Here is a 12,263-nt window from a genome sequence, read left to right on the forward strand (position 1 = left end):
GAACAACAGGACGGAGAGGCACGCGGTGACGCAATCCCCCGAACCGATCGCGGTGATCGGAATGGCCTGCCGGCTGCCCGGGGCACCGGACCTGGAGCGATTCTGGTTCAACCTCGTCTCGGGCACGGAGTCGATCGCGTTTCCCGATGCCGAGACGCTCACGGCGGCCGGTGTCAGCGAAGCCGAACTCGCCCATCCGGACTATGTCCGGGCCGTGCCGCTCATGCCGGACGCCGACCGCTTCGATGCCGCACTGTTCGGGATGACGGCCGCCGAGGCCGAGGTCTGCGATCCGCAGATCCGGGTGTTCCTCGAAACGAGCCATGCCGCACTGGAGAACGCCGGCTATGACCCGTTCGCCGTCCCGGGCCGGGTGGGCGTCTACGGCACCACCAGCCCGAACAGCTACCTCCGCCATGTCGTCGCCAGCCGGCCGGAGCTGGTCGACGGGACGCCCGGGATGGTCCTGTTCACCCTCAACAACGCCGACTACCTCGCCACGCTCGTCTCCCACAAGCTGGACCTGCGCGGACCGAGCATGACGGTGCTGACCGCATGTTCCAGCTCGCTCGTGGCCGTGCACGTGGCGGCGCAGGCGCTCCAGGCGGGCGACTGCGACGTGGCCGTGGCCGGCGGCTCGACGATCGAGCTGCCGCTGGGACACGGACACCTCTGGACGCCGGGAGGAGTCCTGACCGAAGACGGGCACTGCCGCCCGTTCGACGCCGCGGCCTCCGGCACGATCTTCGGCAGCGGTGCCGGCGCGGTCATTCTCAAGCGGCTGGGCGACGCCCTCGCGGACGGCGACCGGATCGCCGCCGTCATCCGTGCCACCGCGGTGAACAACGACGGGGCCGACAAGGTGTCCTTCAGCGCTCCGAGCGTGACCGGGCAGGCGGCGGCCGTCGCCGCGGCGCTGCGCCGCGCGGACGTGGCCCCGTCCTCGATCGACTACGTGGAAGCCCACGCGACCGGCACCGACCTGGGCGACCCGATCGAGATCGCGGCCCTCACCGAGGCCTACGCGGCGGCCTCTGCCACACCGCTGAGACCGGGCCGGACGGGGATCGGCTCGGTCAAGTCGAACATCGGCCACATGAATCCCGTGGCAGGGGTCGCCGGACTCATCAAGACCGCGTTGATGCTGGACCGGCAGACCATGGTGCCCAGCATCAACATCACCGAACCCAACCCGAAGCTGGAGCTGGACCGGACACCGTTCGAGGTCGTCACCGAAGTGCGGCCCTGGCCGCGGCGGGAGGACCGGCCGAGGCTGGCCGCCGTCAACTCCCTCGGTATCGGGGGGACCAACGCGCATGCCGTGCTGACCGAGGGCCCCGTCCCGCCGCGGCTGCCCGACGACGGCCGGCCCCGCATCGTCGTCTGGTCGGCGCGCGACGACGCCGGTCGGCAGCGGCTCGGGCTGGACCTCGCCGAGTACCTGGCGGGTGTGGACGAGCAAGAGTACGCCGACGCTGTCGCCACCCTGCAGCACGGGCGCACGCCGCATCCGGTCCGCGCGGCGGTGGTGGCTCCCTCGGCCGCCGCGGCCGCCGCTGCGCTGGGGCGTGGCGGGCCGGAGGTGGTCCACGGCCGGGTCCGTGCCGACGCCACGACGGCGTTCCTCTTCCCCGGCCAGGGCACCCAGCACGCCGGTATGGCGGCCGGGCTCTACGGCACCGTGCGACCCTTCAGCGTGGCCATGGACGAGTGCCTGGAGCTGTTCGAGGAGCAGGGCCTGCGACTGGACGAGGTCTGGCTCGACGGCACCGGCCTCGACTCCCCGGAGGTGGCCCAGCCGCTGCTGTTCGCCGTGGAGTACGCCCTCGCCGAGATGTGGCGGGCCTGGGGCGTGCGCCCGCAGGCGGTCCTCGGACACAGCCTCGGCGAACTCGTGGCAGCCACGATCGCCGGCGTCTTCGACCTGCCGGATGCGGTCTCGCTCGTCGCCGCCCGGGGCCGGGCGATGGCCGCCCACCCGTTGTCCGGCGGGATGCTCGCCGTCGCCGCACCGGCCGAGGAGATCACTCGGCTGCTCCCGACGGACATCGCCGTCGCGGCCGTGAACACCGCTGCGCAGACCGTGGTCAGCGGGCCCGCGCAGGCCATCGACGACTTCGCAGCGACACTCGCCGCCGACGGGCGCGCATGCCGCCGCCTGGAGGTCTCGCACGCCTTCCACCACCCCGGCTGGGCTGCAGCGGCCGAGCGGTTCGCCGAGGCCTTCGGCTCCGTCACCGTCCACGAGCCGACGCTCGCGCTGTACTCGGGCCGGACAGGCCGGCGGATCGGCTCGGCCGAGGCGAAGAGCCCCGAGTTCTGGGCGGGACAGCTGACCCTGCCCGTGCAGTTCGGTTCCGCACTCGACACGATGCTGGCCGAAGGCCCCCGGATCCTGGTGGAAGCCGGCCCCGGCGACACACTGGTGACGTTCGCCCGCCGGCACTCCGCGGTCGCCGAGGAGGACGGCCTCGCGGTGGCCAGTCTCGCGGGCTCCGGGGACGACGCGTCCCGTGCGTTGGGAGCTGCCGCGCGCCTGTGGACCGCGGGGGTTCCGCTCGACTGGGAGGCGGCTGACCAGCCCCGGCCGATGAGCCGCAAGCCGGTGCCGGGCTACCCGTACCACCGCGAGAGGTACTGGGTCGACCCCGTACCGGAGAGCCAGGTGGTCCCGCAGCCTCGCCACCGACCCGCGGCGTCGGCCGACGCGGAACAGCAGCGGGAGGGCACGGCGGACGTCGCCGACCTCTCCGGCGCCGTGGCGAGCTTCGTCGTTTGGGAAGCGGGCCACGAGGTGGACACCGCTGCCCCGGAAGCCGGCGGCACGGCCCTCGTCCTGCTGCCGGGCGATCCCGAGCCGGCGCTCGACGTACTGCTCGCCGTGGAGCGCGCGGGCTACCGCACCATCAGGGTGCGACCGGGCGAGTCGGCGATCGAGACAGCGGGCGAGTTCCGCGTGCGGCTCGGGGCGCCGGAGGACCTCACGGCCGTCATCGCCACCCTCGAGCGGCGGGGGATCGAGCCGGAGCTCCTCGTTCACGCGGCAGGGACGGATCCGGTCGCCGAGTTCTCCTCCTCACGACTGCAGGACGGGCTCGACGCCGCATGCCTCAGCCTGATGACGCTCGCCGGTTTGGCGCAGCGGCGGCCGGCGGGACAGGCCCCCGAGCTGACCGTGCTGACCCGGGGGGCGGTGGACGTCTCGGGCAGTGACCCGCTCGACCCCGCGCGCGCGACCGTGCTCGGACTCGTGCGCACCCTGCGGGACGAAGCGCCGGCGCTGCGGGCCCGGGTCATCGACGTCGCCGACCGGGTGAGCGCCGCCCGGCTGGCGGCCGAACTCACCCAGCCGGACGCCCCCGAGCTGGTCGCTCTGCGCGGGCACCGCCGCTGGACGCCGACGGAGCGCTCCCTGCCGGTACCCGCACCACGGCGGGAAGTGCTCCGTGAGGGCGGCGTCTACCTGATCACCGGCGGGTTCGGCGGGCTCGGTCTCGCGCTCGCCCGCCATCTTGCCGCGGCAGGCGTGAGGCCGCGCCTGATCCTCATGGGACGCCGTGACCCGATGGCGCCGGAGGCCGCGGCCGACGATCCCTACGTGCGGCGCGCCCGCGAGGCGGTCGCCGAGCTGCACGCCCTTGGGGCGCAAGTGCTCACCACGGCCGCCGACGTGGCCCGGCCCGGTGCGCTGGAGGACGTGGTCGCTTCGGTACAGGAGCGGTTCGGACCGGTCAACGGGGTGTTCCATCTCGCGGGCGTGGCCGGTGACCGCATGGTCGCGTTCCGCGATCCCGCCGACGCCAAGGCCGTGCTGGCACCGAAGACGGCCGGGACGGCACTGCTCGCGGAGGCCTTCGCCAACCGGCCGATGCTGGACTTCGCGGTGTTCTTCGGCAGTCGAGCGGCGGTGGACGGTCTCGTGGGCGGCGGTGACTACGCAGCAGCCAACGCCTTCATCGACGCCGCGGCGCAGCTGGCGCCGATCCGCGCCGCCCGGGTTCTGAACATCGCCTGGCCGGTCTGGCGGGGCGACGGCATGGCGGACGCCGACGGGCCCGACCTGTCCGGTCTTCCCGACCTGATCAGCGATCTCGCCGCCGGCACCCGCCCCGGCCCGGTCGCTCCACCGGCCCTTGTCTGGGAGGAGGAGTACGGCCCGGCGCACAACTGGGTCCTGGACGAGCACCGGATCGGCCGCGTTCCGCTGCTGCCGGGGGCGGCCTACGTCGATCTGATCGTCACGCTCTTCACGGCCAGGCTCGCCCCGCCCGGCCAGGCCACCGAACTGACCGACGTGCTGTTCAAGGCCCCGTTCTCCGACGAGCGACCGCGCAAGCTGCGCGTGGTCTTCACCGCCTCCGGGAACGGTTACGCGTTCACCGTGTCGTCAACCCCGGCCCAGCAGCCGGACTCGGCTCCCGTGGAACACGTCACCGGTCGGGTCGCCGGCATCACGGCATCGGCGGACCCCGTGGACGTCGACGGACTGCGCCGCCGACTGACGGCGGCGGGCACCGCCCACAACAGGGTCGCCGTCGACGATGCGTTCACGATGGGCCCGCGCTGGCGCAACATCGCGGAAGTGTGGCAGGCCGGCGACGAGAAGCTGCTGCGACTCGCCCTGTTCCCGGGCTTCGTCGGCGACCTGGTCGAGCACCGGCTTCATCCGGCGTTGCTCGACACGGCGACCGCGGGGGTGCGCTCCTCCGGCGAGGGCGCGTACGTGCCGTTCCTCTACCAGCGGCTGGTCTTCCACGCGGACCTGCCGGCGGAGCTGTACAGCCACACCCGCCGCCGGCCCGCGCAGGCCGACACCGCCGTCGGCGACATCGACCTGATCGCCCCGGACGGCACGCTCCTCGCCCGTGTCGAGGGCTTCACCATGCGACGGGTGGAGTTCCGTGAGGGCTGGGACCGGCCGCCTGCCGAGCGGGCCCCGGCCGACCACGCCGGACCGCGGCCCGGTGAGGTCAGGCCCCACCGCCAGGGGATCGATCCCGAAGCCGGGCTCCGGCTCCTGATGGCCCTGCTGGCGAGTGACACGCCACCTTCCGTCCTGGTCCGTCCTCGGGAGGCCGCCGCACCCGCGACCTCTCGTTCGGTACCGACCGCAGAACCGACGGCGGAAGCGGCGGATGCGGCCCCGCTGCCGACGGCGCCCCCCGTGCGCCCGCCCGAGCACCTGCTGGCTCAGCTCTGGCAACAGACGATCGGCACCGCGCCGGGCGGGGACGACGACGACTTCTTCGATGCCGGCGGCAACTCGCTGTCGGCCGTGGAGCTCATCGGGCGGATCCGCACGGTGTTCGGAGTCGAACTCGGGATCGGCCTGCTGCTGGAAGTACGCACCTACGGCGGGCTCAAGAAGCTCGTGCACCTCGAACAAGGAAACAGGGCTGACGCATGACGAGCACAGGGACGACCGAGCAGGGAACCGGCACCTGTCTGCGGCGCAGGACGGCGCACCCCGACCCGTCCGTGCGGCTGTTCTGCCTGCCGCACGCGGGATCGGGGGCGCTCGCCTACAGCGAGTGGCGGTTGCCGGAAACCCTCGGGGTGGAGATCTGGGCGGCCCAGCTTCCGGGCCGCGAGGATCGGCGTGCCGAGCAGCCGCTGCGGAGGATCGAGCCGATGGTCTCCGTTCTGGCGGACGCGGTCCAGCCGCTCCTGGACCGGCCGTTCGCCTTCTTCGGGCACAGCATGGGCGCCTTGCTCGCCTTCGAGGTCACCCGGACGTTGCGCCGGCGTGACGCACCCGCGCCGGCCCACCTGTTCCTCTCGGGATTCAGGTCACCCGATCTGCCGCCGTGGCGCCCCGCGGCCAGCACCCTCGACGAGGAAGCCCTGCTGGAGAGACTGGACGAGATCGCGGGACCGTCCCGGTCGGCGATCCGGGATCGTGACCTGTTGCTCTTCCTCGGGCCGACCATCCGCGCGGACTTCGAGGCCGTGGAGAACTACGAGTACCGGCACGGCGACCTGCTCGATGTGCCGATGACCTGTCTCGGGGCCGTCGACGACGCGGAAGTGCGAACCGACGAGATCAGCCAGTGGTGGCGGCTGACCAACCAGGCCTGCTCGGTACATCTGTTCGAGGGAGGCCACCTCTACCTCCTGGACCACCGCGCCGAGGTGCTGGACCTCATCGGGCAGGAACTGGCACTGCTGGGCTGAGTGCCCCTGTCACGGCTGCTCCCACGGCAACGCGTCTGCCGTGGGAGACGGGTCCGGGACGCCGTGGCGGCGCGCGGCTTCGGCCTGAAGCAGCCGCAGCGTGGGATGACGGAACATGTCGACCAGCGTGAGTTCCACGCCCTTGGTGACCAGGTCGGCGAGTACGGCCGTCAGCAGGACCGACGTGTATCCGGCTTCGAAGAAGTTGGTGTCGTCGCCCAGCTCCGAGCGTCCCTGCGGTCGGTGTGCCCGGAAAGAACGCCTCAGCAGCTCGCTCAGCTCCAACTGGTCCGGCATGTGTCCTCCACTGCGCGCGCGATGTCGTCGGGGGCGGAATCCAGCAGCCAGTGGTCGCCGTCGACCATGTGCACCGTGCAGGTCGCGGTGGTCTGGGCTCCCCAGCCGAGTACGGCCGCCGGATGCAGGCCGTGGTCCTGTTTTCCCACCACGACGGTGATGGGAGTGTCGAGCGGTGGCTCGGGTGTGTACCGGTAGCCGGCGAGCAGCTCATAGTCCGCACGCAGGGCTGGTTCGAAGATCTCCCGGAACTCCGGCTGCGCCGAGAGCTGCTCGGAGAAGCCGCCGGAAGCGACGATGTGCGACCAGAACAGCTCCGACGGCAGAGTGTGCAGGTCGGTGTCGGGCTCGGTGTGCTGCGGAGCCGAGAAGGACAGCGCGACCAGGCCCAGTGGCGTTGGCTGTCCGGCGGCACGCAGTGCGAGAGCGGTCCGGAAGGCCAACGCCGCGCCGGAGCAGTAGCCGAGGAGCACATAGGGCCGGTCCAGGAGCGGGCCCAGGCCGACGACGAGATCGTCGACGAGGGAGTCCAGATCCGTCCTCGGCGGCTCGCCGAACCTCGCCTGACGACCCGGCAGATTGAGTCCGTAGACCGCGATCCGGTCGTTCAGCCGCGACGCGCAGTCGCCGAAGGTGGCGCAGCCGCCGCCGGCCTGGGGAAAAGCGAAGACCCGGACCGGACGATCCGGATCATCGACGAGGGGCACGAACCACGGCTGGAGCATCGCCCTGACACCCGTTCTCGCTCGGTGATACATCCAGGGCCATCATGATCGCTCGCCACCGGACGCTACACGTCCCAGAAAACCGCGACGAGTGGCGGACGGCCTCACTCCACCACGACCCGGTGCGGCATGGTGTCCACGGCCAGGACGCGCAGCTCGGACGTGTACCGGCGGCCCTGCCGGTCGCTGAGCCACAGCTGGTCGAATCCGGGAAGCATCTCCGAGACGGTGACCACCGCGTCCTCGTCCTGAGCGAGGGCCCGGCCGACCGATCGGGTCAGCTGCCGCTGCAGTACCGGATTCGCCTGGTCGCACAGGAACGGCTTCGCTTCCCCGGGCACGAGGACGAAGCTGTGCCGTGGGACACCGAGCTCCGCGAGAGGGGCCGACGTCCCGTCGAGCTCCCGGGCGCGGATCCGCCATGTCTCGCGCTGGACGACGAGACGGCCGAGAGTCACCCGGGGCAGGTGGGCCCACTCCGTGGGCAGCATCCCGAAACGCTCCGCCACGGCCTCGGAGAGGAACTCGCCGAGGACCTCTACGGCGTCGGCGTCGAAGGCCCCGTTCGACGAGACGACCCGCAGAGCGCCGGTGCCGTCCCGGAGCAGCCAGAGGTCCGCACCCGGCGTCCGGGGCTGTTCCGGGGCCAGCGTGTCCTTGTCGCTCCAGCTCCAGTAGCGGTACCGGCCGGGCACGTCCCAGCTCAGCGGTGGGTACACCCGCTGGTTCATCAGGGGCGAACGGCGGGGGAAAGCCGCGAGGACGCGGCCGCCGGCGAAGTCCTCGGCGACCGCGGCGGCAAGCCGGTCCGGATCGGAATAGCCCGTGGTGAAGACACGGTTCTCCAGCGTGCTGATGGCGGTGTGCAACTCGCCGAGCACCCAGTGGAAGTCGGCCGGCTGACCGTCCTTCCAGCGGTCCACGGCGAGCATGAGGTCGGGAGTGTGCTGACGGGCGGCGGCCCAGCCGTAGCCGTCCGTCGCGAACGCCGCCCGCACGCGTTCGGTCAGCAGCCCGAGGTCGGGGCGGACACTGCGAAGCTCCGGACTGGCTCCGAGGAGTTCGGCCCACGTGGTACGCAGCCGGCCGACGAGTTGGTCCAACGGCCCCCCGGGCTCCGGGCTCAGGACCGCTACGATGTCCGGATACGCCGCGAAGAGGGGACTCCTGTCCGAGTCGGCGCGGTCCAGGTGGCCGTGGAGCGCCGATCTGACGAGTTCCGCGACCTCGGCGGTCAGCCAGCGCGCACTGTCGAGGACGAGGCCGAGCGGCTCCGCCAGCGCCTCCCGCAGTCGCGGACCGATGACGACGCGGACGTCTCGTGTCGAGTCCATGTACAGCACCCTCCGGCCGTGCCCGGTCCGACGGCCGGTCGCGCGACGCAGCGGTGGGGCGCCGGTGTGAGCGGTGAAGACGGCATCCATGTGAGAGAGGGCGTCGACCAGCGGCAGGGGGTTCCGCGCCACGGCCGTCACCTCGGCACGCGCCGATTCCAGGGCGTCGAGCGGAGCGAGGAGTTCCGCGCGGACCGCCGGGTCCGCGATCCGTGCCACCTGCTCGCGCAGTGACACCTCCGGCTGGTTATGGAGCGGAACCGTGAAACGCCAGTCGACGATCTTGCGGCTCGCCAGGTCGGACAGCGACTTGACGAACCCGGCGCGGGCCGAGGCGGTCCGCGGGGCCAGCCCGGATGTGACGGCTTCCTCGAACAGCTCTGCGGCGGTCTTCACCCCGTCGGCGCTCCGGTGGATCGCGATTTCCATGCGGTCCAGTTCCACGGGGTAGTTACTGCGGAACAACCGTGTGCCGCGGAGCACGGAACTCGGATCCCGTTCGACGGGCATGTGCCAGCGCAGCCGTTCGTCGGCCGCCCAGCGTTCGACCAGCTTTTCCAACGCCCAGGGCTCGAAGCAGACCCGAGGCTCTCCGGTGACGGAGGCGCCTGGCTCGACGGTGAGGTCACGGTCGGCGTGATCGTCCCATTGCGCCGAACCTGTCGGCCCGGAAAAGCCGATGACGTCGTTCTTCGATGCGTATCGCTGGAGGTAGGAGCCGATGATCCGCTGATGCGACGGCTTCAACGGTCGACGGGGTTCACCGCGCAGTGCCGCCTGATGCCGTGCGCCGAGCCAGTCCCGGACCAGGTCGGGGTTCTGCCAGGCGACCGCCGCGACGAACCACGGATCGCTGATCGCCTGGTGCAGGAGCTCCTCGCCGTCACGGCCCGGCTCCACAAGGACGCGGTCGGCCGGGGTGCCGGCGCTGCGGAGACCAGAGAGGTCCCACATGGACCAGTTACCAGTCAGCCGCAACCTGCGGATGGGCTCACGCGCCTTCATGTCGATCCGCTCTCACCTGGTTGATACAAGTCTTCCGAGGGCGACCGACTCTAGATGGTCCGCCGCCCGCGGACACGACACTTAAACAGGTGACTCGACACCCGACCAGGGCGGCATCAGGCTGTGCTACCAGTGATACACAGCGAATTTCGGAGGCCTCTGGTGCACGACGTGGCCTGTCGGCGCGTGCGAATCCGGCGACTTGCCTCCACCGGATCCGAATTCGCGCCTTAGGTCAGCCGCCCGAATCGGCGCTCCCGGTACCGCATATCGGCGCCGTCACCGTTCCCGGCAGGTCGGTGCGTGGCGGGTACGTCCTTCCCGAACCCTGAGCCCTTGAAGGGCGCGAAGTGGGCTGGCCTCCCGGTCCCGCAGCGTAGCCCTCTGGGTCAAGCGACGAAGAAAGAAGGCCGTGGTGGAGAACCACACTTGGACGCCGCCGGTCCCCAGCGACAACACGGCCCTCCCGAGGGAGGTCGGGCTCTGGCTTGAGGCCAAGGCGTGCGCCACGGTCGCCACGGTCGAACCCGACGGCCGCTCGCAGCTCTCTGTGGTCTGGGCGCACTGCACCGAGCGCGACGTGCTGTTCGCCACCGTCAAGGGCCGCCGCAAGTACGAGAACATTCTGCGTAATCCCTTCGTTACGGTGCTGATCACGCCGCCGAACGATCAGGATCACTATGTGGAGATCCGCGGTACAGCGCAGATCGAGAGCGGCGGCAGGGAACTCATCGATTTCCTCCACGAGCGGCACCGTGGTACGCGGCCCTATCCCTGGGACGGCCCCGACGACGAGCGTGTGGTCGTACGAGTGCGTCCTGACCGCGTGCTCCTCTTCCACGGCTGAGCGGGGTGGCACCGGTGTGGCGTCTCGCGGTCATCCGCATCAAACGACCGCAATTCCTCAATCATGTTCGAAGGGGCACGGCACTGTGATCATCAGTGACTCGGAGAGGGGCGCGGGTCGTCTTTCAAGGGCGCATGTCGAAGAGAGCCTGACCCAGGTACGGGATGCGGGTTACACCGTACTCGAGGGGGCCTTGGCGCCCGACGAGGTCGAGGCGATGAAGCGTCAGTACATGAGTCTCTTCGAGAGTCTCAGGGACTCCGGCGACAGCGAGCGCATCCAGACGAGCCACAGCGGAACCGGGCACTACCAAATTCAGCCTCGATTTTCCGGGCTGCTGGGCGATCCCCATGCTTTTGCTCATCCGCTTGCCCTTGACGCCATGCGAAGGATCCTGGGCGACGAACTCCGTATTGCCTACTACACATCGAACGTGTCCGAACCCGGGTCCGACCATCAGCAGGTTCACCGAGACACCAAACTGCTGTTCGGGGCTGAAACGGATGTGCCCACGCCCCCGTTCATGGTCGTGCTGAACGTCCTGCTGCACGACTTCACGACGGAGAACGGCAGTACAGAGGTGTGGCCTGGCACCCACCTCCTGTCCGACAAGAATTTTGAGCAGTATCCACACGAGCTGGACCGCCGGTCCAGAGCGCTTTCGTCGCTCCGGGTCAACGCTCCGGCCGGATCGATCATCATTCGTGACGTGCGGCTGTGGCATCGGGGTATGCCGAACAAGTCGGCGGAGCCTCGGGCGATGCTCTCCGTGGTGTACAAGAGGAAGTGGTATCGGATGCGGTACGACGCATCCCTTGAAGCACCCGTTGACACTTTCAAGAGCTGGTCCTCCGAGATTCAGGACCTGTTTGTTCCGTGAGCCGGCAGTGATTCGGCGAGCCGAGGTCCATAGCCTCGATCCTGCATGAGGGTCCGTCAGCTTGCTGACGGGCCCTTTCGGCTCGTTCGGGGCGGAGAGGGCAACTGGGCGCCGGAGTTCAGGGCTGCGGATGGACCACCTGAATGCCCCGCTCCCGCATTGTCTCCACCACCGGGTTGTCCGGTGCCGCGTCTGTGACGACGAGGGTGATCTCCTCCAGTGAGCAGATGCGCCCGAGTGCGGTGCGGCCGAGCTTCTCGGCCGTGGCTACCAGGATGACCCGCTGGGCCGAATCGAGGGCGGCCCGTTTCACCCGCACGTCGTCGAGGTTGTAGGCGGTGGCTCCGCGTGCCGGGTCCACCCCGCAGCAGCCCAGCACGAAGGTGTCGAAGCACAGGTCCTTGAAGGTTTCGGCGGGCGTGTGGCCGTAGAAGGAGAGCTCTCCCGAACGGACCTGGCCACCGGGCAGCAGTAGTTGGATGCCTGGATAGGAGGACAGGGCGAAGGCCGCGTGCAGCGACAGCGGGGTGACCGTGAAGTGCCGGTTCTCCATGGCCTTCGCGACGGCCACCAGGGTCGTACCGGTGTCCAGGGCGATCGTCTCGCCGTCCGTCAGCAGCGACAGCACCGTGCGCGCGAGTCGCTCTTTCGTCTCCGCTCCCGACATGGCGCGGATCGCGTACGGCGGCTCGACCCCGCCCGGCACGTTGCTCAACGCGCCGCCGCGCACTCTGCGCAGGGCGCCGCGCGACTCCAGGAGCTCCAGGTCCCGGCGGATGGTCATCTCCGAGGCCCCCGTCGCTCGGGCGAGGTCCGCGACGGTCGCGCGGTTCTCGCGCATGAGCAGCTCGATCACGAAGTTGTGTCTCTCCATCACGTTCATGTCAGCGAGGGTATCGGCTCCGCACACCTGCCGTGTGTTTGTGAACATATAGTCTGTTCGAATCAACATGAATCATGAGAGGATCGGGGGGCGACTCACATGGCCGAGTTATTTGTGC

Annotated in this window: 8 protein-coding genes; 4 read left to right on the top strand and 4 right to left on the bottom strand. The window is 70.2% G+C overall.

The genetic code is table 11. The annotated features are described in order from the left end of the window. The first annotated feature begins 25 nt into the window (after positions 1-25). Positions 26-5,407: a type I polyketide synthase gene (locus ACZ418_RS08805; RefSeq protein WP_468359136.1), complete on the top strand. Its 5,382-nt coding sequence runs from the start codon at positions 26-28 to the stop codon at positions 5,405-5,407. Continuing rightward, positions 5,404-6,174 (top strand): thioesterase II family protein, encoded by a 771-nt coding sequence (locus tag ACZ418_RS08810; RefSeq protein WP_468359139.1) that lies wholly within the window; start codon positions 5,404-5,406, stop codon positions 6,172-6,174. The genes ACZ418_RS08805 and ACZ418_RS08810 overlap by 4 nt, the downstream gene beginning before the upstream one ends. Before the next feature lie 9 nt (positions 6,175-6,183). On the opposite strand, the gene ACZ418_RS08815 is transcribed toward ACZ418_RS08810, so the two are convergent. From ACZ418_RS08815 to ACZ418_RS08825, 3 genes are all read right to left on the bottom strand, one after another. Then, entirely contained in the window at positions 6,184-6,471 is a 288-nt protein-coding gene (locus ACZ418_RS08815) for an acyl carrier protein (RefSeq protein ID WP_468359142.1), read from the bottom strand. Then, complete coding sequence (locus ACZ418_RS08820) at positions 6,450-7,196, bottom strand: thioesterase II family protein (protein ID WP_468359145.1); 747 nt, start codon at positions 7,194-7,196, stop codon at positions 6,450-6,452. Before ACZ418_RS08820 ends, ACZ418_RS08815 begins: the two co-directional genes overlap by 22 nt. 104 nt (positions 7,197-7,300) lie before the next feature. Then, positions 7,301-9,484, bottom strand: a complete 2,184-nt coding sequence (locus ACZ418_RS08825) for a lantibiotic dehydratase (RefSeq protein ID WP_468359148.1) — start codon at positions 9,482-9,484, stop codon at positions 7,301-7,303. A gap of 463 nt (positions 9,485-9,947) precedes the next feature. On the opposite strand from ACZ418_RS08825, the gene ACZ418_RS08830 reads away from it, so the two are divergent. Together ACZ418_RS08830 and ACZ418_RS08835 are read left to right on the top strand one after the other, a co-directional pair. After that, complete coding sequence (locus ACZ418_RS08830; RefSeq protein ID WP_468359151.1) at positions 9,948-10,382, top strand: TIGR03618 family F420-dependent PPOX class oxidoreductase; 435 nt, start codon at positions 9,948-9,950, stop codon at positions 10,380-10,382. An 85-nt stretch (positions 10,383-10,467) separates the two neighbouring features. Further along, the gene (locus tag ACZ418_RS08835) at positions 10,468-11,262 is read left to right on the top strand and encodes a phytanoyl-CoA dioxygenase family protein (RefSeq protein ID WP_468359155.1); all 795 of its coding nucleotides are present in this window, start codon (positions 10,468-10,470) and stop codon (positions 11,260-11,262) included. A 118-nt stretch (positions 11,263-11,380) separates the two neighbouring features. Here the strand turns inward: ACZ418_RS08835 and ACZ418_RS08840 are convergent, their stop codons facing one another. After that, positions 11,381-12,145 (bottom strand): DeoR/GlpR family DNA-binding transcription regulator, encoded by a 765-nt coding sequence (locus ACZ418_RS08840; RefSeq protein WP_468359158.1) that lies wholly within the window; start codon positions 12,143-12,145, stop codon positions 11,381-11,383. Positions 12,146-12,263 lie beyond the last annotated feature (118 nt).

This window comes from Streptomyces sp. NPDC030820 (assembly GCF_055572075.1).

Coding starts and splice junctions, on each gene's coding strand:
- ACZ418_RS08810 (WP_468359139.1), top strand. CDS start 5,404: ATGACGAGCACAGGGACGACCGAGCAGGGAACCGGCACCTGTCTGCGG.
- ACZ418_RS08815 (WP_468359142.1), bottom strand. CDS start 6,471: ATGCCGGACCAGTTGGAGCTGAGCGAGCTGCTGAGGCGTTCTTTCCGG.
- ACZ418_RS08820 (WP_468359145.1), bottom strand. CDS start 7,196: ATGCTCCAGCCGTGGTTCGTGCCCCTCGTCGATGATCCGGATCGTCCG.
- ACZ418_RS08825 (WP_468359148.1), bottom strand. CDS start 9,484: ATGTGGGACCTCTCTGGTCTCCGCAGCGCCGGCACCCCGGCCGACCGC.
- ACZ418_RS08840 (WP_468359158.1), bottom strand. CDS start 12,145: ATGAACGTGATGGAGAGACACAACTTCGTGATCGAGCTGCTCATGCGC.